The organism is Rhodococcus sp. YL-1 (assembly GCF_001942025.1).
GTDB classification, from domain to species: Bacteria; Actinomycetota; Actinomycetes; order Mycobacteriales; family Mycobacteriaceae; genus Rhodococcus_F; species Rhodococcus_F qingshengii.
The window spans coordinates 4,285,001-4,305,728 of the sequence record NZ_CP017299.1 but is presented as its reverse complement, the minus strand read 5'-3'; the positions used below and the strand labels follow the sequence as shown (position 1 = coordinate 4,305,728).

The window sequence follows — 20,728 nt, the reverse complement described above, 5'->3', positions numbered from 1 at the left end:
GGCCCCCGTGCGCACTTTTGGTAGCGGAAGCAGCCGAAAGTGCGCACGGTACCGTTGCCACATGAGCACCCTTCAAGAAGTCGGCGAACGTGAATCCTGGCGCTGCTGGCTGTGTGACGAACCGGTCGATCCCGACATGTCCGTCAATGATCCGCGCGGCCCGAGTATCGACAGCATCAACACCGCAAAAAAGGGTGGCAAGACCAAAGGCGGCGTCGAACGCTTGGCGCACCGCGCATGCAACACCAAGAAGGGTGCGGTCAAACCTGTTGTGGAATGGCCGGATCGGCTGTTCGTCGTGGATCCCGCTCCGATCATCGGGGTCGTGGAGCAGCTCGAGCGAAAGGGTGGCCGCGTCGCCGTCGCTCGCTGCCCCGGCAAGGACGACGCCCAGGAAGCGTCGGATTGGCTGATCGATCGGTTGTCGCGTCTGGCTCCCGCGTTGAATGTCGAAACAAGCATCGACGCCGCGGGCGGGGGTTACCTGTTGGTCCTGAAAACCGTGTAGGAGGTCGGCCCCGAGTGCCGTCTTTTGCGGTACCTGTTCCGCCTCCATAGCTGTCGGGGTACGGTCGAACCGAACATGAATCCGGTTTCGAGTGCGAAGGAATCCCGATGAACCTGGCATTGACCGACGAGGAACTAGCGTTCCGCGACGAGATGCGGACGTTCTTCCGTACGCAAATCCCCGCGGACATCAGGGAGGCGTACGCCCACGGCGAGGAGTTGGGGCGCGACCGTATGGTCGAGGCGCAGCAGATCCTCAACGCTCACGGTCTGGCGGTACCGCACTGGCCGGTCGAGTGGGGCGGCAAGGACTGGACCCCGGTCCAGCACAACATCTGGCTCGACGAACTGCAGCTTGCGTCGGTTCCCGAACCTTTGGCGTTCAACGCCAACATGGTCGGTCCGGTCATCGCGGCCTTCGGCTCGCAGGAGCAGAAGGAGAAGTTCCTTCCGGCGACTGCCAACCTCGACATCTGGTGGTGCCAGGGATTCTCCGAACCCGAGGCCGGTTCCGATCTCGCTTCGCTCAAGACCCGTGCGGTCCGCGACGGCGACGACTGGGTCATCAATGGTCAGAAGACCTGGACGACGCTGGGACAGTACGCCGACTGGATCTTCTGCCTGGTGCGCACCAATCCCGATGCGCCCAAGCGTCAGGCCGGCATCTCGTTCATCCTTGTCGATCTGAAGACGCCTGGCGTCACGGTCCGCCCGATCAAGCTGATCGACGGCGGCTACGAGGTCAACGAAGTGTTCTTCGAGGACGTCCGCGTTCCGGGAGAGAACCTGGTCGGTGAAGAGAACCAGGGCTGGGGCTACGCCAAGTTCCTGCTCGGCAACGAGCGAACCGGTGTCACCCGCGTCGGTTTCTCGAAGGTTCGTCTGGCCCAGGCCAAGGCTCGCGCTGCCGAGGTCAAGGTCGGTAACGGAACACTGCTCGAAGATCCGCTCTTCGCTGCGCGCCTCGCCGAACTCGAAAACGAATTGCTTGCCCTCGAGCTCACTCAGCTCCGGGTGGTCGCCAGTTCCGCTGACGGCCAGCCGAACCCGGCGTCGTCGCTGCTCAAGCTTCGTGGCTCCGAATTGCAGCAGGCGAGCGTCGAACTGCTGATGGACGTGGCCGGCCCTGATTCACTGCCGTACGACGCGGGCAGCGACATCGCCTCCGCGAGCTGGGCACAGCACACTGCCCCGACGTACCTGAACTACCGCAAGGTATCCATCTACAGCGGATCGAGCGAAGTGCAGCGCAGCATCATCGCCTCCTCGATCCTCGGATTGTGAGGCGTGGCATGGACTTCGAACTCAACGACGAACAAAAACTTCTCCGCGACACCACCAAGGATCTCCTCGCGCGTAGCTACGACGCCGAGAAGCGCAACGCGATCATCGACTCCGATCCCGGGTGGAGCCCGCAGGTCTGGAAGCAGTTGGCCGAGGTCGGCTTGCTCGGCCTGACATTCTCCGAGGACGACGGCGGCATGGACGCCGGCCCAGTGGAAATCGGCGCCGTCATGACCGAGATCGGTCGACGCTTGGCACCCGAGCCGCTACTCGACGCGGTCGTGACGCCGGGCGGCCTCATCTCCGAAGGTGGCAGTGCAGAGCAGCGCTCGTCGATTCTTCCCGGAGTGGCCGAGGGCACCACGTTCCTCGCGTTCGCCGATCAGGAACCCGGAATCCGTTGGCCGGCAACCGAACGGGCCACCGCGGCGGCGCAGGTCGACGGCGGCTGGACCATCACCGGTATCAAGAATCCCGTCGGCCACGGCGCGACGGCGGACATCTTGGTCGTGAGCGCTGCGCTCCCCGGCGGTGGCGTCGGACTGTTCCTCGTCAAGAGCGATGCCTCCGGTTTGGTACGCAAGTCCTACGCCACTCACGACGGGTTGCGCGGGGCGCAGATCGAGTTCACCGATACGCCGGCCGAAGCACTCGGTGAGGGCGGTGACGCTACTGCTCTGATCCAGGCCGCGCAGATCCGTGAGCAGGCCGCGCTGTGCGCCGAGGCTGTCGGAGCGATGGAAGAGGCGCTACGCCTGACCACCGAATACCTCAAGACGCGTAAGCAATTCGGGGTTCCCCTCGCAAAGTTCCAGACACTGACACACCGCGCCGCCGACCTGTACGTCTCGCTCGAGTTGGCACGCAGCATGAGTCTGTACGCAACGATGTCCCTTGCCGACGGCGTCGTCGATCCAGTGATCGCTTCGCGGGTGAAGTTGCAGATCGGGCGTTCGGCTCGGCTCATCGGCCAGGAGGCGATCCAGATGCATGGTGGTATCGGTATGACCGCAGAGTACCCGGTGGGGCACTACGTGAGCCGACTCGTCGCCATCGAGCACACCCTCGGCAGCACCGAAGATCACCTTCGGGTGTTGGCCGCCGGTGTGGCTGATCACGAGATGGTCAGCGTGGTCTGATCTTTCACGAACGACGAAGGGGCCGCATTCCGTTCCAAGGATGCGGCCCCTTCGTCGTTCAGCGGTGATTGCGCAGGACGTCCAAGCGGAGTCGGCGCTGCTCGATGTTGACGGCGCTGTCGGTGAATGCGTGTTGCCACCCGGGGTCACTCGTTCGGGCCGCCGCGTCCTGCAGAAGCGGTACGGCGTCGAAAGGGAAGCGCGCCTGCACGCTTCGCAGGGTGGAAAAGTGACTGTGACGCGAGTGGATGCCCAAGTCCTCACCCGTCGCAGCATGCTCCATCGCTTCGTTCTCCAAGGCGTTCAACAACTTTTCGGCGACGGCCAGGGGCCATGGGCGGTCGATGCCGTCGAGTAGTGCGCTGCCGTCGACGCCCAGAAGGTACTCGTCCGCGTGGCCGGCAACGATGTACTCGACGCGCTCGCGTGGGTCCGCGATGGCGACGATTCTCCGGTCGGTCGTGCGCCCGTCCCGCTCCAGAAATGCCGACGCCCACGCGGTGTTCTTCTGGAGAACGGTTGCGGCAATCCATGATTCGATCATCACCGCGCGCCATTGCTTCTCGATGGGGATGGTGAGGGCCTCGCGTGGCGAACCGGCCATAGATTCCCACAGCGTCAGCGGAGTGGCGGTCACGACTTGCCGTAACCACCAGCGCCGGATGCCCTTGTTCTTGTAGTGGACGTCTTCGATGCCGTCACGAAATGCGAGGTCGTCGAGCGAGCCGGGCAATCGGACGGCAAGGCGCGGCCGCAAGGGCTTCGTCTCGAGCCGCACCCAGGACCGAGCCCGAGTGACCATTCGAGAGGCAAACGGAGATCGGGGGAGTTGCCGTAGTAGTTGAATTGCACGCTCACGGACCCGCACGGCTGGATCGTCGAGTGCACGCTCGAGGAGCGCGTAGTCGTGTTCACCCAGCCCGACGTCGAGATGGTCGAGGAAGTGCAGCCGGCTTGCCGTGGCCTCGTCGTCCCAAGCGATCTCGAGCTCTTCGCTCGCCAGTTCCGGGTCGACCGTACGTATGTAATCGAACCAGGCCGTACGGTCGTCCCGATCGGGCGAAAGCCACAGCTCGTCCCGGCGTGATCCGATTCGTCGTAGCTGGGCCCAATCCGGGTTCTGCTCCGCCAGGTACTGCCCGCGTCGACCGGCGAGGCGAAGTAGCGCCTCGCGGTGCTCGGGATACTTCAGCGCGGCTTCCATGAAGAGCGGGACACTGGCCGCGGGCGCGAGGAATCCGCGTTGGTCGGCCATCGCGAACCATTCCGCGAGAGTCCAGGAACGTACTTGCAACAAGGACTGAAGTTGTTCGATCGCGAGGTCGGGAAGCAGCGGTTGAACTGCTGGATCAGTCTTCGATGCGCGCGAGTGACCTGCGTGCGCGTCTGATCGCAGGGAGGTCACCCGCCTACGGTATGGCAGGGGTGCGTCGAGCTGGGTCGCAGGGGTCGGGCGCGTGTCGGCAGATTCTGGAACAGTGGTAACCGGCACCCAGCAGGAGGCGTGAGATGACGGATGGCCGTGAGATGAGAGACGGAACTGACGACGTCTTTGTCGTGGCATCGGTGACCGAACGGCGAACGCTCATCTCCACCCGAGTGAGGGAGTGGTGTGCGGCGGGAACCGTCGAGTCGAACCGGCCGGAGTTGTCCGATGATGTCGCGCTGCTGATTGCCGGGGGGTATGGGGACGAGTCGACGCGATCGATCCTGGCGAACCGGCGCAGTGTCGGACGTTCGTTCCCGGAGATCGGCGGCTTCTCGGAGTTGCGGTATGTCACCGACGAGCTGGCCCGCACCAGACGTCGACTGCTCGCGACTCGCATCGGCCCTGTTCAGGTTGTCCTCGAACGACGGGTGCAGGCGCTCGACAAGCGCGTTCAGTCGATGCGATCGGCGATCGTGCATTCCAATCGTCACTTCGCGAGCAGTGTCCGTGCCATCCGCAAGGACCGGCGCGACGGCCTGCATCTCGACGTCGAGCAACGCGAGGCTCTCTTTGCCGGGCTCACCCGTACACCGGTTCCAGCCAAGCTGCCGGTGGGGCTCGGTGTCGTGGCCAGCAGTGGAAACGCAGCACTCGACAAACTTGCCGCCCAGTTCGGGAAGGTCCAGGGAACCGGTGTCATCGCCGATGCCGGAAGGCGCATCGCGGAAGTCCTCGACGGACTGGTCGATTCAGAACCCGAGGGACGCGCCGGTGAGTACGACGCCTTGCTTTACCTCGCCGGGAATCTGTTCGACCGGATCGAAAGCTCCAGCGCGTGGCATTCCGACCACTTCGTCATTCAACGCAACCAACTCGACCTGGCCGACGAGATCACCCAGATCGCGGTCGACACCGTCGCGCTGCGTTCGATTCTTGCGGAGTTGGACGACGCGGAAACACTGGCACGCGACGAGGGAACCCGAGCCGGAATCGCTTCGCGCAGGGAAGCGCTCGGCGCGGTCTGGGACCAGCTGGTCGAGCGCGTGGCGGCCCTCGCGCGGATCGGTGACCTGGTCGCACGGGCCGAGGATCAGTTGAGTTCGCAGCGCGCGGTTGCGCATGCAGCGAGCCTCGACAGCCGGATCGACGACCTACTTGCGCGCTCCGGCTCACGTGAACTTTCGGCTGCAAACACGCACTACGTCGGGGATCAATTCGACGGTGTGGAAGAGCTGATGTTCGCTCACCGGGCGGCGCTTTACGGGGACATTGCACTGCTGACCTCTGGGAACGAGCGTCGGGCGCCGTAGTCAGGCCGTCGCCGGAGCTGTAAGGTCGGGGGTACTGACCGGCCACACGATCGAAGTAAAGGCCGGGATTTCGCTCAATGCTCGACCCCGATGCCGATCCGGTGATGCGGGCGTACCCGCTCGAGACAGGTCGATCATGGAAGACACCGCAAGCCGCGGCATCAATGCGTTCATTTCCGAAGCTACGCAGCGTGGGGGCAAGGCTGTCCGTCTCACGCACTCACGTCGTAATCCCGTCGAGGTGACGGGCGCTGACGGTGTCAGCCGAATCGTCCGCGTGCGGTCCAAGCTCGACGGTGACTGGCAGGCCAGGCGTCAGGACGAGTCGCTCGAGAGTGACGACACCCGCTCCGAGTTCTGGGTGTTCGTCGACCTGGCAGCAGATCCGCACGAGTTCTACATGTTGCCCTCCAACGAGGTCGCCGACGACATCCGCGCCGAGGTCGACCTGTGGATCATGGACAGCCCCGGACGTAATCGCACCGGCCATCACGCGATTCCGCGTGGGCGCGTCGTGCACGGTCACGATCGTTGGGATGCGCTGGGCTTGGCCGCGGTCAAGGATCCGAGCATTTACGTCGAGACCCCGGTTGCGACCAAGCGTAAGACGTCGCCAGTCGCCGCGAAGAAGCGTCGCGCCAGCGGTGTCGAGGAGATCGAAGTCGTCGACAATCGCCTCGAGATGACAGCCGATTGCCACGGATATCGCTGGGTCGGGCGCTTCGACGAAACCACCGAGGTCGTCGAGATCATGCGCGGACCGATGGAAGGCCGCCGATTCCCAGATCCGACCGCGGCCGCAAATGCCGTCACCGGTCACATCTCAGGCGACACCGAGAGCCATGACGGTTGGTCGTTCTGGACGATCAACAACACGGCCCTCGGCGCTCATCTCAAAACTGCCTGATCTCAGGCTCCGACTGCCGCCGACACCCGTTCGAGAGTGTCCAGTTCATTCGACGAGAGCACCAGATTCGGGGCGTCCAGTAGCGCCGGGAGCTGCTCGGGCCGGCTGACGCTCGCGATCGGTGCGGTGATGCCCGGTCGAGTCAGCAGCCAGGCCAGCGCGACGGTCGAGATCTCGCTGTCGTGTGCCTGCGCGATTGTCGCCAGTTCCGCGACGACGTCGAGTCCGGCGTCGCTGAAGTATCCGGCCGTCAGTCGTTCGCGGGAGCTGCCTTCGATGTCCGCGCGGGTCTTGTATTTTCCGGTCAGGAAGCCGGAAGCGAGAGCGAAGTACGGGAAGACGCTGATGTTGTTGTCGGTGGCGATCTGGGCAAGTTCGGGTTCGTACGACTTGCGGTGAACCAGGTTGTAGTGCGGTTGCAGGGCGATGGGCGCGGCGTAACCGTTCTCCTCGGTGATCCGCAGCCACTCCCGGACGCGGTCGGGGCTGTAGTTGGAGATTCCGAGATAGCGAACCTTGCCCGCGACGACCAACGCATTGAAGGCTTCGAGAGTTTCCTCGAGCGGAGTCTGCGGGTCGTCGAAATGCGCGTAGTACAGATCGATGCAGTCCGTCTGCAGGCGCTGCAGCGACGCCTCAGCTGCGGCCGCGATGTTGTCGGCCTTCAGGCCCTTGAAATCGGGATGGCTACCCACCTTGGTGGCGACGACGATGTCGTTCTGCAGTCCCCGATCGGTGATCCATTTCCCGATGATCGTTTCGGATTCCCCGCCGGAATTGCCGGGAGCCGACGCTGTGTACGAGTCGGAGGTGTCGATGAAATTTGCACCGGCTTCGGCGAACGAGTCGAGGATCTCGAAGGACGTCTTCTCGTCTGCTGTCCATCCGAAAGGGTTGCCGCCCAAGCTAAGTCGGAAGATGTCGAGGTCCGAATTTCCGATGATCGCCACTGTGTGGAACTCCCGTCGATGAAGGTGGTCGCTGCATCCCGCACCGTACCCTCTCACGGCGCTGGCGATGGCGCGCCCTCGCCAGGTTCGCCGAAAAATGTATCGGATCGTGATTGCCGCCGTCAGCGTTGGGTATGGCCTCAAATACTGAATTCTTCGATGGACTGCTGATAGGAGCGTCCGATGATGATTGTGGACGAAGCCACCCGCGTCGTTCGTGGGGTGGCAGACGCAACGACGACGGTGGCCGGAGCCGTCGGTGGTGGAGTGATCGGTGGAGTGACGGGCGGGATACGCGGATCGGCGGAGGGTGTCCGAGACGGAATTCGTGCGGGTAGTTCCTCGACGCCGACGGCGGTTCTCACGATGGCGGCCGTGGGTGCGGCGGGATTGGTGGAATGGCCGGTGATCTTGGCAGTCGGCGGCACGGCCCTGATACTCCACGAATGGGATCGCAAGAGCGGTCGGACGGATCGCGAGGTCAAGGCGGTTGGCCGCACGAGCAAGCCAGAACAGGTAAAGAAGGAATCGAGCGGAAACTCCCACAAGGCGGCCGGCCGGTCACAGGATCGAACTCACAGTTCTTCGCACACTCGATCCACTCACTGATGTTCTCAGCGATGGCCCGGCGTGCGGTGTCGGTGGCAACTTTGCCTCCGCGTCTGGCGTTGTCGGGACTCGCGTTGGTGGGTGGTTCGACGATTCCGCGAACCGCTGTCAGTGACGTGGCGTTGCGGACCGGCACCCTCGCGTTGGCGGGTGTGGGGATGATTCCTGCAGCAGCGGGATCGATATTCGGTGCCCCGCGAATCCCAGGTTCCGCCTATGTCTCGGCGGCGGTGTCGGCGATCAATTATCAACCCCGGGTGCGTCGGCGAATCGAACAGCGCCTTGGCCGTTCGCTCACCGACTTCGCATTGGAGTCGGCGACGTCGTTCGCGGATGTTCTGACCTATGCGCCTGCGTCATTGGGCGTGGATTTCTGGCTGCGGACGATGCTGCTGCGCGAAACTCTGGCGGCGCGAAGCTCTCGGCGTGTGGGGCCATTCGAACCTGGCGGTCGCGGTTCTTCCGTGAGGCCTGAACCGAGTGGCTCAGGTGAGCGTTACGCAGACAGGATCGCAGGGGTTCAGTTGGTGGCCGGGGCTGCACTGGCTACCGTCTCTGCCGGCGGCGACACCGTCGCGACGAGTATCAAGGTTTCGGCGCCGCGGCCGCTTCGGATGTCGCGCGAATCATTCGCTGCTGGTGTGTCATACGGTCTGTGGCGGACGCACCACACCGCCGTTTCGGACTCTGCGGCTCTACGCATGCTCGATCGTATTGACACCGTCCTCGTCGATCCGAGCGTCCTCTTCGACGACTCGCTCCGGGTTTCCGACATACGAGAGGTGGCCGAGTCGGATCGCGTCGCAGTGTGGGAACAAGCCAGGAAAGCTCTGAACGACGGAACTGTGGGAGTGGGAAGGCACCGCTTCGGCGGCGCCGAAGTGGTCGTGCGACCCGTGCGAAAAGGTCTGGCGGAAACACTGATAGGCGAAATACGTGCGGCCGGGGTCGCAGCCGTCACGATCGACGACGACGGGCTCGGATCACTGCGAAGTGGATTCGACGAGCTCTATCCGGCGCAATCGACTGCCGAAGCCGGCCTGCGCGAGGCTCTCTCGGCGTTGGTGGCCGAGGGTCGGACAGTTGCGATCGTGTCGAGTAGGGCGATATCGGGACAGGCAGTGCTACGCATCGGGATTTCACCACCGAGTGGCGAGCACGTGAGTGCCGACATCCACACCGACTTGGCCGGGGCGTGGCGGGTTGTCCATGCGCTCCCGGCTGCTCGAACAGCGACGAGGCGCGGTGTCGAACTCTCCTCAGGCTCTTCGGCATTGGGTGCCTTGATCATGCTTCCGGGAGTTCGAGGGGCTGGGCCGGGGCCGATCACAGCTGGTTCGGCCGCGGGACTGTGGACCGGATACACCTTGTCCCGATCTGTGATTCAAGCGCCCGTCCCTGTCGGTACTCCGAGCGATACCTGGCATGAGATGGACGGTGATGCTGTCGTTCGCGAACTATCCGAATCCATCCGACATACACCGCACCGTGCGGAAGCTCGTGTGCGAGCGCCCGCACGGTTCAGGTTGATCCGTGACGGATTGTCGGCGTTGCGAACAGAATTGGCGGATCCACTGACGCCTGTGTTGGCGACCGGCTCCGCTGCCAGTGCAGTCCTCGGTTCACCGGTAGACGCCGTCCTGGTCGGCTCGGTCTTGGTCGGCAATGCCGCGATGTCCGCTGTTCAACGGCTTCATTCGGAGCGGGCGGTGCAGCGGCTCTTGCGGACTCAGGAACCGGTAGCTCGGCGAGTAACCAACGACGGCACGGTCGAGACAGCGGCCGACGCGCTCGAACTCGGTGACGTCGTGGCAATCGAGTCCGGGGACATCGTGCCCGCAGATTGTCGCCTGTTGAGCGTCGAATCACTGGAAGTCGACGAGTCGTCGTTGACGGGAGAGTCCCTGCCCGTCGACAAGCAGACCGACCCGACCCCTGGGATGCCACTGGCCGAGCGACGGTGCATGGCCTACGCAGGGACAACAGTGCTTGCCGGATCCGGTCGTGGCGTGGTCACGGCCATCGGAGCCCGAACGGTGACCAGGCGTGCCGATGTCGGTGTGTCCCGATCCGGACCTGCTGTGGGCCTGACCAACAGACTTCGCGAACTCACGAGGGCGACTCTGCCGGCCAGTATCGGCGGTGGGGCGTTGGTGACAGTCGCGGGTCTGCTTCGTGGTACCGGTCTGCGCCGCGCCGTCACCGGAGGTGTGGCCGTAGCTGTGGCTGCCGTGCCGGAGGGGCTGCCTCTGGTTGCCACTCTGGCTCAGCAGGCCGCAGCGCGAAGGCTCACTGCAGCAGGAGTGTTGGTTCGTGCGCCACGATCGATAGAAGCGCTCGGTCGTGTCGACGTGGTCTGCTTCGACAAGACCGGAACCCTCAGCGAGAACAAGCTACGGGTGGCCGCGGTCGAACGCGTCGACGGCTGGGACGAAAGCGAGATTCTGGAAGTTGCGGCGCGCAGTGCCTTGGGAAGTCGCGACGATCGCGTGTTTCATTCGACGGATGCCGCCGTCGTCGATGCAGCCCAGCAAGCTCTGGACGATGCTTCGGTTTTCGGTGACGTCGAGGCGAACAACCTCGTTCCGTTCAGGTCGGGGCGGCCGTACTCGGCAGCTTTGCTCGGCAGGCGGATCGCACTCAAAGGTTCGCCGGAATTCGTGACCGAAGCAGGACGAGATCCGAATGCTGTGTCGGCGAAGCACGTTCAAAGCATGGCCGGACGCGGGCTGCGGGTGGTTGCCGTCGCCCAGCGCGAGTTGTCGGAACACGACGCGCGACGCGCAGGCGAAGACTCGCAATTTCTCGAACAGTGTTGCTCCGAGGGGTTGGAAGCGGTCGGCCTTCTCGGACTCTCGGACACGCTGAGACCCGAAGCAACGCAACTTGTTCGAGAACTTCGAGGCGACGGACGGCAAGTGCGCGTGCTGACCGGGGATCATCCGACAACAGCGGCCGCGGTCGCCACCGAACTGGGGTTGGACGTCGCACGCGAGGATGTTGTCACCGGTCCTGACTGGGAGAACTTCTCTCGCGCCGAAAGACGGGATGCGGTCCGCGGCAGCAGCGTCTTTGCGCGCGTGACACCCGAGCAGAAGGTCGAGATCGTGCAAGCGTTGGAGACCGACGGGCGGGTGTGCGCCATGGTCGGTGACGGCGCGAACGATGCTGCGGCGATCCGAGTTTCCAGCGTGGGAATCGGGGTGGCGTCGACTGACAGTGATCCGGCGCGCGGCGCCGCAGACATCGTGCTCCTCGACGGCCGTGTCGGCGGACTGACCGACGCATTGGACGAGGGCAGTCAATTGTGGCGGCGGGTCAGATCAGCGGTAGGGGTTTTGCTCGGAGGCAACGCGGGTGAAGTCGCATTCGCGCTGATCGGTTCTGCGTTGTCCGGCGAATCACCGCTCAACGCAAGGCAGTTGCTACTGGTCAATCTGATGACGGACGCCTTGCCCGCTGCCGCGCTTGCGGTGAGCACCCCGTCCGAGAACGGATCCGAGAAGTCCGAACAGATGGACGCTCATGCCTTGTGGCAGACGATCGCTGTCCGCGGCGGTGCCACGGCAATCGGTGCGCTGGCAGCGTGGCTTCTGGCCCGGGCGAGCGGTAGGAGGCGGCGAGCGTCGACGGTGGCGTTGGTTGCCCTGGTGGGCACCCAACTGGGGCAGACGCTGCTCGAATCACGCAGTCCGCTGGTGGTCGCAACCGTTGCCGGATCCGCTGCGGCGCTGGCGACGCTCGTCAGCACACCCGTGGTGAGCCAATTTCTCGGTTGCACGCCGCTCGGTCCCATCGCCTGGGGCCAAGCGGTGGGCTGCGCGTCGGCGGCGACGCTGCTCGCGGCGCTGGCCCCGCGGGCGTTGGAGCGGATTGCCGCAACTGAGGAGAACGCGAACGGTCAGTCGACGATTCGCAAGATCCCGACGCGAACGAGCACTGCGTACACCTCCCGAACCGGGGGAGTCAGCGCCCGCGACAGCGTGGAAATCAGCGACGTGGAAATCAAAGAAGCGGAAACCGGTGAATCGGACACGCTTGTGAGCGTCGCTGCTGGAAGTGACACGTCGCCGAACTCCCGGGCGACCCGAGATGAATCCTGAGGAATCGTGACATGTCCCAGAACACCGTCGACCACACGAACCCCGTCGATCACCGCGCGGTAGTCGAATCCGTCCGTTCGGCACGGAGCTTCGAGTTGGAGCTACCGATCGTCGGTGCCATCCCTGTTCCGAGACCCGAGCAGATCGCCTACTTTGCGGTGATGGGACTGATGGTCGCCTTCGAGATCATCGAGTGGCCCGTGGCAGTCACCATTGCAGCGGGGCATCTGCTCGCAACAGAGCAGCACAATCACGTCCTCGAAGAGATCGGAGAGGCGCTCGAGGGCGTCTGACGCAGGCGCTGCCTGGACACAAATCGAGCGGCCCCGCATTTCGCGGGACCGCTCGACGTGCGGAGAAACTTACTGCGCGAGTGCGCGCTTCATGCCGCGTTCGACTGCTGCGATGATCTGCGGACGCAGTTCTGCGGCAGGGACGATCTCATCCACCGAGCCGACCTCTCGGGCCCGCTGGATGTTGTGGATCGCTTCGAATTCGGATGCCACTTCGCCGAGCTTGTCGGAGCGGACGGCGATGCGCTGAGCGTTCAGTTCTACGCGCAGATGTGCTTTCTCCGTGTCATCCTTGGCTGCTGCCAAGTCTGCCTCCAGTTGCTGCACCTTCGGGTCGTTGTTGGTGCGGGTGTTCACCTCACGGGTGAAGACCACTGCGGCGGCGGGGGCGCCGCCGAGTACCGACGCGAACGAGCCTTCGACAGCAAGAACTTCCATGTTGTCGTTGAGCGCACCGGAGAACACGACGAACGCGCCGCCGTGGTAGCGGGAGACGACGCAGAACACGATCGGTCCGTCGAAGTTGACGATGGCGCGGCCGATCTCGGCGCCGTACTCGAGCTGGATGTTGCGCAGCGACTCCGGGGAACCGTCGAAGCCGGACAGGTTGGCCAGCACCACGATCGGACGGTTGCCGCTCGCAGCATTGATCGCGCGGGCAGTCTTCTTCGACGAGTTCGGGAACAGCGTTCCCGACGTCCAGGTGTCGGGACCGTCGGCGGGGAAGTGCCCCTTACGTGGGATCGCGCGGGATTCGATGCCCACCACTGTGACCGGATGTCCGGCGAGATGCGCGTCCAGAACGACCGAGGTGTCGGCGCCGGCCATGTCGGCCCAACGCTCGAGAACAGAGTGGTCCTGGTCGACCACCGAACGCATCACGGTGCGAATGTCGAAGGGCTTCTTGCGATCCGGGTTCTTCGCCGAGGAGAAGATGTCGCCGACCGTCTCGAAGTCGCTCGACGGGTGGGTGTGCGGGAAGCTACGCACGTCGCGATCGACGGGGTCCGTCGTCGCTGCGCGGCGCGGGAACCGTTCGCCGGGAGCGAGGTACGAGTGTGCGTAGTGACGGAACAGGATCTCGCACGCCGCAGTGAGGTCGGGGGCCCAGTACTGCGCCTGGCCGTTGGGGCCCATGACGCGGTCGTAGCCACCGATACCGAAGTTGTCCTCGGCCGACACACCACCGGAGTAGTCGAGAGACTGCTTGCCGGTCAGCACCATCGCGCTGTCCGGGGTCATCACCAGAATGCCCTTGGTGTGCATCAACATGGTGGCTTCGGCGTTCCAGTAGGGCTGAGCGCCGACGTTGATGCCCGTGACGACGATGTTGATCTCGCCGCCGTTCTGGGTGAAGGTGATGATCCGGCGCAGACCGCGGGAGACCCAGTCCATGTTCTCGGTGCCGCTCTCCATCGAGATGGTGGCACCGGAGGACAGTGCGAACCACTCGACCGGAGCGTTCAACTTCTCGGCCAGGTCGATGGCAGCGACGACGCGTGAGCATTCGGCCTCGGCGACGGTACCGAGCGCCTTGGTGGGGTCACCGAATAGCGCGACACGGGTCATTCCCTCGGGATAGCGCGGCGTCGGCGTGTTCACGAGGCCGACGACGATGCCGGCCTTGTTGAGCCCGTACGGACGCTCGACAGGTGACAGGACGCCCGCTTCGTCGAAGTCGTGCTCGACGAAGGTGCCCTTGGTGCCGGTCAGGAGTGGAATCAGCTCGTACGGGTACACAGTTCCGCGTGCCCGCGAACTCTGGACCTTCTGGGCGTACGCGTCGAGGGGGAGCAGCGGTTCAGTGGGAGGCGTGGTCTTGTTGATGACCACACCGGCACCTGCGCGGTAGGAGAATCGCAGCGCAACTTCCTTGGGCGCGCCGCCCTTTCGGTCCTTCAGGCGGGTGATGAGTGTGATCTCTTCTAGCCCGGCGCCGACGGTCAGTCGGGCTGCGTTCTGAGCGATCACGGAGAAGCGTTCGCTGGGAACGTCGGCGACCGGCCACACGTACAGCACGACGCGGTTGGCTGCCAGTCGACGCTTGTCTCCGCGCTGGGACTGCGCACGGCGGATGCCGTCGAGGCACGCGGCAAGTGTGCGCTCGATGGCCGGAAGCGCAACCATCTGGCCTTCGTCGTCCAGCTGCGGTGTCACGTCACGGATTTCCGCGAGAGCGATCAGGCGCTCGTCCTTCGGGTTCTCCTTGGCGGAGAGGTGGAACAGGTAGGTGTTCTCCGGAGCCGGCAGACGCTTGCCGTTGAAGTTCTTCAGACGCCACATGTCCAGACGCTGACCCGTGAGCGGATGCATGTCGCGGATGATGTTGTCCTCGACCAGTTCACCGTCGATCGGGCGGAAGGTGACCCAGCGGACCGGCTCCCCATTCGGATTGCAGATGATCACAGTCGCGCGGCGAGACCGTGTGATCGTCTCGTTGCGCGAGAGTTCGGTGCGCAGCGTCTCGACGAGCGTGTCGCCGTCGGCGGGCTGATTCGGCCAGTCGAGGTAGATGTCGACTACCAGCCCGCGACCGGATGGAGCATCCTGCGCGATCGTGGCGACATCGTCGAGAGCCGTACCGAGAGCGTCGAATTCGGCCACCGTCGAGACCAGATGCAGCCCGTCGCCCTTGAGGTCGAAGTTACCGGTCACGAAACGGCGGTCGACGTGCTCGAAAACGCGGACGTCTTCGAACGAGTGAATCTTGTAGTAGCGACGCGTGATGACCTCGAGCAGAGGGCCGCCATCGCGGTTGCCGAGGCCGATCTTTCGACCCAACAGGTCCAGGAGCGGTTCGGGAGTGGCGACGAGATTGGCGATTCGCTCGTCGAAATCGGCAGCGTCCGGCTGCTCTTCGAGGTAGGCGAGGTTGCCGCGTACTCCGTCGTAGACGTCTTCGCGAACCTTGCGGATGCGCGGCTCGTCGAAGAACCGGAAGCGAAGGTTGCGGGCGACGTCGCCGATGACGGGGTAGCGGACCTGCGTCGCGACGATGAGTCGATCGAGAACCTCGTTGAGCTCCTGCGCCGAGCAACCGGGAGCCTTGTCGCCGACGAGCCAGCCTTCGAGAAGTGCTGCAATGACCGGGATCTGGGCTTCCATGCGCTGCAGAGCCAGGAAGAGTCGGTACACCGCTTCCTCGACGGCCTGGCGATCTTCCAGATCGGTGACGTCGTAGTGGCGAAGTGCCCGTTCGAGTCTCGTGCGGAACGACGCCGGCAAACCTTCGCGCTCGGAGTCGAGTGAGTGCAGGAAGGTGTGGAAGTGCTCGCGGGGGCTGTGGACGGACTCGTCCTTCGCGGACTCGCCCGAGGTGGGCTTGTTGCGCGAGAGTTCGCAGATGTCGGCGAAGGTGGTCAGCACAGCCAGTTCTGCCTGGACCAGTTCGCGGTCCTCGGATTCGAGTGCGCTGCGAAGTGCGTCGTATTCGGCCAGAACAGCGTTTGCGTGCTTGCCGCTGACGTCGTAGCCACTGATCATCGCGGTCAGTGCTTCCAGCTGTGCCAATGCATCTGCGCGGGTATCGGATCCGGAAGTTGCTGCGGGAAGATCGAATTGGACTCGCGGAGCCTTCTCCGTGACAGCTTCCTCACTGACCTGATCGACGCGCAGGAGCGGTGCGCCGGCATCGACCTGGGAGTTGACGGTAGCGAGAACCTCACGCACTTTGCCCGCGTACGGAGCGCGAACCGCGGTCTCCATCTTCATGGATTCGAGCACGACCAGAGTGGATCCGGCTTCGACGTCGTCGCCGACCGCGACCGGTACTGCTACCACTACGGCGGGAGCCGGCGCGCGGACTACGCCGGCGTCGTCCTGGCTGATCTGGTGGCTGATGCCGTCGACCTCGACGAGATAGCGAGCCGGGCTCACGACGGAAACGACGTGGAAGCGGCGATCACCGATCACCAGCCGTGACTCGAAGTCACCGAGACGATCGACGTCGACCTCGATGTCTCCGGCGTCTCCGTCGACGCGGTAGCGGTGCGGGCCGATACGCCCGACAGTCAGTTTGTATGCCTGACCTTGGTAGTTGAGCTCGACGGTACGGCCGATCGCGTGATTGGCGCGTGGGCGGCCGCCACGTGCCGAGGCGAGGAAGGCCGCACGCTCGAGGGACTCCTCGGCGTCGTAAGCATCGATGGCGGTGGCGATCAGCGCGACGTCCGCGCGGCGAGTGGTGCCGGTGAGGGCGCCCGTGCGGTCGAGCCAGCCGGTATCCGCGGATGCCGAGATGACCTCGTCTCGATCGAGTAGATCGAGGAGGAACGACTTGGTGGTAGTGCCGCCGTCGAGTACGACAGTGGTTTCACGAAGGGCGGTGCGCAGACGCGCAAGCGCTTCGGAGCGGTTGCGGCCCCACGCGATGACCTTCGCGACCATCGAGTCGTAGTCGGGCGGAATGACGTCCCCGGCAGCGATGCCGGTGTCGACCCGGATGCCGGAGCCGAGCGGGAACTTGAGGAGCTGAACGGTGCCGGGTGCCGGCGCGAAATCGTTGTCGGCGTCTTCGGCGTTGAGGCGGGCTTCGACGGCGTGGCCGAATGCGGGCGGGCAGTCACCGACCAATTCGTCACCACTGGCGACCAGAATCTGCAGCTTGACGAGGTCGATTCCGGTGGTGACCTCGGTGATCGGGTGCTCGACCTGCAGGCGGGTGTTGACCTCGAGGAACGTGAAGAGCTTGTTCTCGGGCTGGTAGAGGTATTCGACCGTGCCTGCGCCCTGGTACCCGGCTGCCTTGACCAGTTCGGCGGACACCTTCTTGAGGTGGTCCGACTGTTCTTTGGTCAGGACGGGGGAGGCGGATTCTTCGATGACCTTCTGGTTGCGACGCTGAATCGAGCAGTCGCGAACGCCCGGAGCCCAGACATTGCCGTGGTTGTCGGCGATGACCTGTACCTCGACGTGGCGTGCATCGGTGACAAGGCGTTCGAGGAAGACGACGGGGTCGCCGAAGGACCGCTCTGCTTCGCCCTGCGTGCGCTCGAGTGCAACTTCGAGTTCGTCTTCGGCCCAGACCTTGCGGATACCGCGTCCGCCGCCGCCGCTTCGGGCCTTGATGATCAGGGGATATCCGATGGACTGAGCATGACGACGAGCGTCGGCGCGCGTTTCGACCGGTCCGCCGCTCCACGGGGCGACCGGTACGCCGACCTTCTCGGCCAGGATCTTGGCGGCAACCTTGTCGCCGAGCAGGCGCATCGCGTCGGCGCTCGGGCCGATGAACGTGATGCCCAGTTTCGCGACGATCTCCGCGAAGGCGGGATCCTCGGCCACGAAGCCCCAGCCGACCCAGACTGCGTCGGCCTTGGCTGCGAGCAGTGCTCGCTCGAGTTCGGCGTAGTCGAGGTACGGGCTACCGGTGCCGGTGCTGCGCAGGGTCACGCCCTCATCGGCCTGGCGGACGAACATGGCGCGGCGCTCGGCCTCGGTGTGCAGCGCAATGACGCGAATGCCGTAGTCGTGTTCGGCGTTCAGTTCGCGTACAGCCCTGATCAGCCGGACCGCGGCCTCACCTCGATTGACCACTGCGATTCGTTTGAACATTGTCACTGCCACCGTCCTTGATGAGATTCTTCGTCACGTACGTTGCGATATGAGCCGACCGTGTCCCACGTACCCGGATTCCCCGGTTCGTGAACTACGCCGCGATGCGCTGTGTTTCCCCCGGTTGCGCGTCGGCAAGTGATTGCCCTTCCGGTTCGTCGAGTCCCCTGCGCTGAAGCACTGTGTGCACCGAAGCGCTGTGTGCGCTGAGGCACTGTGTGCCTTGTGCGCCACCCTGCAGGCGTGGACTCAGAACCGCTCCAATCACGAATCAGCAACATATTGTGTCTGCTTCCAGGGAATCCCTGGTTTATCTAAGAATGCAGTATGTCGACGCTCATGTCACCTGGGCGAATTGAAGAATATTAGTCAACGTGAACCACGGTTACACATATGGCGTTAAATCATTGCGGTGCAATGGAATTCGGACTTGTGACACGGATCACGATGGTAATGTAATCGGCAAGAAAGTGAATACTCACTGGTAACAAAATCGCATATTCGGAGAATTCTCTGGGTTGCTCGATTATTACTGATCGGTACTACTGGCGAGTATTTTTTATGTCCGGTCGGACCGTATTCGAGAAATCGCGTTCGATGGTTGCGATGTGCTTTGCAATCGCGTCGAGTCCTGAGGGAGGGAGGTGCAATCCGTTGCCGAGAGCAAGTGAAGTCCGCTTGAAGTGCTCCACGAGTGGTTCGTATTTCGTGACCAGCCTCAGCCTGTCGGTCTCGCTCAGGTACTTCACGCTTCCCGCGTTGTCGACGAAGTCGCTGAACTTCACGAGGAATACTGCGGGATCCGCTATCGCGCGGATGACGTGATCCTGATATCCGGCGGTGGTGTTGTCGCATGGGTAGTCGATTGGATTGGTCACTGCCTCAACAAGTTCGGAGATTCTGTGGCCGAAGCGCGAGGCGATGAGTGTTGACGCACGTTCCTGCGCTTCGGATGCGGACATGTCGTCTGCAGTCTGGCCACCGAGGAGCGCGATGACGGCGTGTGGTCGGTCTTCGACCGTGTCGTGAAGCGCGGTTGCGCTCAGGATCTCGACATCGGAGCACCCGTACCGAAGCAGCCGCAATACATTTCGTAGGGGATGAACGATGTAGGGATCCTCGTCGGACTTGATCCCGTTCTTTCTGAACTGATCGAGGTGCGCAAGGGTCGCGACCTCCATGGCGAGCCGTAGGGTTTCACCCGAGATCGCCAGCTCGTCGACGGCGCTCTCGATGGCGAAGACCAGCGTTGCAGCGTCCATCTCCTTCAGGGGCAACTGGTCGAATGCAGACCTGATCGGGTCGGAGTTGCTCATGCCAAATAGCCTTCCGGTTGGTGAGGCGTCGCGACGAATGTCCTGGTGCAGATCTGCAATCGAGCCCTGATTGACGCCGGAAATACAGGTCGAGGTCAGAATCATCTTGATTCTATCCGGCGACTACGACAGCAAGTGTTCCTAGCGTTGTCATAGAGGTGGGCGGGGAGGTTCGTTCGCCTCCATCACAGGCAAATAGGGCAGGAAGAGGTTCGATGACCACGGAGGCGACCCTGGCGTCGTTTGTCGAGACAGTTGACACGGATGTCGACACCCATCCGCTGGACGATCCTGTGCGACAAGGACTTCGCGGACATCATGCGCAATTCGCTCGCTGGGCAGGGAGAGTTGCGCGATACGACCCGACGGTCGCGCCGTTTGTCGGTCATCCGCCCGAGTTGGACGCCGAGGACTGGGAGAACCTACTCACACTCGTAGGTCCTGGCGGCACAGTAGGTTTGCGAGGATTTGATCACCGCCCGCCGGAAGGGTGGCGCGTTGTGGATCAGTTCGGTTCGGTGCAGATGGACGGATCCGCACTCGAAGTCTCCGTTGATCCGTCGGTCGAACTTCTCGGAACGGGCGACGTTCCCGAAATTCTGGCATTGATCGAGCGCACCAAGCCAGGACCGTTTCTTCCTCGTACCGTCGAGATGGGCAGTTACTACGGCATTCGCGTCGACGGAAGACTTGTTGCCATGGCGGGGGAGCGGTTGCACCCTCCGGGATGGACGGAAATCAGTGCGGTGTGCACTGACAGCGACTTTCGGGGTCGAGGCCTGGGTACGACGCTGATCCGTGCCGTCGCTGCCGGGATTCGCGAGCGCGGCGAGCTGCCATTTCTCCATGCAGTGCAATCGAATACGAATGCGATCAGACTCTACGAATCACTGGGGTTCGTTCTCCGGAAGAGATCCAGGTTGACTTCTGTGCAGGCGCCTGCCTGATCGAATTCTCGCCGACGCCTGTGTTTCGGGCGCTCGGCCACTAGTCTGAACAAATGACAGTCGATCAGGCGTTGGACAGTGATTTCCTCACTCTTGCCGATCCGTACCGCCGCGAGTTGCTGGCGCACTGCTATCGCATGATGGGGTCGATTCACGACGCCGAAGACCAGGTCCAGGAGACGTTCATCCGGGCTTGGCGCGGGTTCGACGGTTACAAGGGCCAGTCATCTCTCAGGACCTGGCTCTACCGCATCGCGACGAATACCTGCCTGACCGCGCTGGAGGGGAGATCGAGGCGTCCCCTCCCGACCGGCCTCGGCGCACCTAGTTCGGACCCGGCCGACGATTTGATCGAGCGCAACGAGATTGCCTGGTTGGAAC

The 20,728-nt window shown here is 63.5% G+C and carries 14 protein-coding genes (1 of these 14 only partly in view); 10 read left to right on the top strand and 4 right to left on the bottom strand.

Annotation, left to right across the window (positions count from 1 at the left end):
• Nucleotides 1–61 precede the first annotated feature (61 nt).
• The 3 genes from BH682_RS19800 (at nt 62) to BH682_RS19790 (ending at nt 2,930) form a co-directional block, all read left to right on the top strand.
• Nucleotides 62–508 carry a hypothetical protein gene (locus BH682_RS19800; protein ID WP_007736175.1) on the top strand — a complete coding sequence of 149 codons (447 nt, stop codon included), beginning with the start codon at nt 62–64 and terminating at the stop codon, nt 506–508.
• Between the two features lie 107 nt (nt 509–615).
• On the top strand, nt 616–1,791 hold the full coding sequence (locus BH682_RS19795) for an acyl-CoA dehydrogenase family protein (RefSeq protein ID WP_007736177.1): 1,176 nt from the start codon (nt 616–618) through the stop codon (nt 1,789–1,791).
• An 8-nt stretch (nt 1,792–1,799) separates the two neighbouring features.
• Entirely contained in the window at nt 1,800–2,930 is a 1,131-nt protein-coding gene (locus BH682_RS19790) for an acyl-CoA dehydrogenase family protein (protein WP_030536908.1), read from the top strand.
• 58 nt (nt 2,931–2,988) lie between these two features.
• Here BH682_RS19790 and BH682_RS19785 read toward each other — a convergent pair whose 3' ends face one another.
• Nucleotides 2,989–4,335, bottom strand: a complete 1,347-nt coding sequence (locus BH682_RS19785; RefSeq protein ID WP_042923399.1) for a DUF5691 domain-containing protein — start codon at nt 4,333–4,335, stop codon at nt 2,989–2,991.
• 104 nt (nt 4,336–4,439) lie between these two features.
• Between BH682_RS19785 and BH682_RS19780 the strand changes: the two genes are divergently transcribed.
• On the top strand, nt 4,440–5,669 hold the full coding sequence (locus BH682_RS19780; RefSeq protein ID WP_075833859.1) for a hypothetical protein: 1,230 nt from the start codon (nt 4,440–4,442) through the stop codon (nt 5,667–5,669).
• A 136-nt stretch (nt 5,670–5,805) separates the two neighbouring features.
• Nucleotides 5,806–6,576: a hypothetical protein gene (locus BH682_RS19775; protein WP_003945109.1), complete on the top strand. Its 771-nt coding sequence runs from the start codon at nt 5,806–5,808 to the stop codon at nt 6,574–6,576.
• Between the two features lie 2 nt (nt 6,577–6,578).
• Here the strand turns inward: BH682_RS19775 and BH682_RS19770 are convergent, their stop codons facing one another.
• On the bottom strand, nt 6,579–7,526 hold the full coding sequence (locus BH682_RS19770; protein ID WP_007732210.1) for an aldo/keto reductase: 948 nt from the start codon (nt 7,524–7,526) through the stop codon (nt 6,579–6,581).
• Between the two features lie 183 nt (nt 7,527–7,709).
• Between BH682_RS19770 and BH682_RS19765 the strand changes: the two genes are divergently transcribed.
• From BH682_RS19765 to BH682_RS19755, 3 genes are read left to right on the top strand one after another with little or no spacing between them, the layout of a single operon-like run.
• Complete coding sequence (locus BH682_RS19765) at nt 7,710–8,135, top strand: hypothetical protein (RefSeq protein ID WP_064112462.1); 426 nt, start codon at nt 7,710–7,712, stop codon at nt 8,133–8,135.
• Nucleotides 8,135–12,238, top strand: coding sequence for a cation-translocating P-type ATPase (locus BH682_RS19760; RefSeq protein ID WP_075833857.1), 4,104 nt, complete (start codon nt 8,135–8,137; stop codon nt 12,236–12,238). Before BH682_RS19765 ends, BH682_RS19760 begins: the two co-directional genes overlap by 1 nt.
• Before the next feature lie 11 nt (nt 12,239–12,249).
• Nucleotides 12,250–12,531 carry a hypothetical protein gene (locus BH682_RS19755; RefSeq protein WP_030536904.1) on the top strand — a complete coding sequence of 94 codons (282 nt, stop codon included), beginning with the start codon at nt 12,250–12,252 and terminating at the stop codon, nt 12,529–12,531.
• 69 nt (nt 12,532–12,600) lie between these two features.
• Here BH682_RS19755 and BH682_RS19750 read toward each other — a convergent pair whose 3' ends face one another.
• Both BH682_RS19750 and BH682_RS19745 read right to left on the bottom strand, forming a co-directional pair.
• Complete coding sequence (locus BH682_RS19750; RefSeq protein WP_075835387.1) at nt 12,601–18,084, bottom strand: ATP-binding protein; 5,484 nt, start codon at nt 18,082–18,084, stop codon at nt 12,601–12,603.
• A gap of 542 nt (nt 18,085–18,626) precedes the next feature.
• Entirely contained in the window at nt 18,627–19,400 is a 774-nt protein-coding gene (locus BH682_RS19745) for a hypothetical protein (RefSeq protein ID WP_223304680.1), read from the bottom strand.
• A gap of 215 nt (nt 19,401–19,615) precedes the next feature.
• Between BH682_RS19745 and BH682_RS19740 the strand changes: the two genes are divergently transcribed.
• Nucleotides 19,616–20,347 carry a GNAT family N-acetyltransferase gene (locus tag BH682_RS19740; RefSeq protein ID WP_075833855.1) on the top strand — a complete coding sequence of 244 codons (732 nt, stop codon included), beginning with the start codon at nt 19,616–19,618 and terminating at the stop codon, nt 20,345–20,347.
• A gap of 53 nt (nt 20,348–20,400) precedes the next feature.
• On the top strand, nt 20,401–20,728 hold the 5' end (the start) of the coding sequence (locus BH682_RS19735) for a sigma-70 family RNA polymerase sigma factor (protein ID WP_003945115.1). Its footprint extends 647 nt past the window's final position; only the first 328 of its 975 coding nucleotides appear in the window; the start codon lies at nt 20,401–20,403; its stop codon lies beyond the right edge, outside the window.

Excerpts from the sequence above, each read along its gene's own strand:
- BH682_RS19800 (WP_007736175.1), top strand. The coding sequence starts at position 62 with ATGAGCACCCTTCAAGAAGTCGGCGAACGTGAATCCTGGCGCTGCTGG.
- BH682_RS19795 (WP_007736177.1), top strand. The coding sequence starts at position 616 with ATGAACCTGGCATTGACCGACGAGGAACTAGCGTTCCGCGACGAGATG.
- BH682_RS19790 (WP_030536908.1), top strand. The coding sequence starts at position 1,800 with ATGGACTTCGAACTCAACGACGAACAAAAACTTCTCCGCGACACCACC.
- BH682_RS19780 (WP_075833859.1), top strand. The coding sequence starts at position 4,440 with ATGACGGATGGCCGTGAGATGAGAGACGGAACTGACGACGTCTTTGTC.
- BH682_RS19775 (WP_003945109.1), top strand. The coding sequence starts at position 5,806 with ATGGAAGACACCGCAAGCCGCGGCATCAATGCGTTCATTTCCGAAGCT.
- BH682_RS19765 (WP_064112462.1), top strand. The coding sequence starts at position 7,710 with ATGATGATTGTGGACGAAGCCACCCGCGTCGTTCGTGGGGTGGCAGAC.
- BH682_RS19760 (WP_075833857.1), top strand. The coding sequence starts at position 8,135 with ATGTTCTCAGCGATGGCCCGGCGTGCGGTGTCGGTGGCAACTTTGCCT.
- BH682_RS19755 (WP_030536904.1), top strand. The coding sequence starts at position 12,250 with ATGTCCCAGAACACCGTCGACCACACGAACCCCGTCGATCACCGCGCG.
- BH682_RS19750 (WP_075835387.1), bottom strand. The coding sequence starts at position 18,084 with ATGTTCAAACGAATCGCAGTGGTCAATCGAGGTGAGGCCGCGGTCCGG.
- BH682_RS19745 (WP_223304680.1), bottom strand. The coding sequence starts at position 19,400 with ATGAGCAACTCCGACCCGATCAGGTCTGCATTCGACCAGTTGCCCCTG.
- BH682_RS19740 (WP_075833855.1), top strand. The coding sequence starts at position 19,616 with ATGACCACGGAGGCGACCCTGGCGTCGTTTGTCGAGACAGTTGACACG.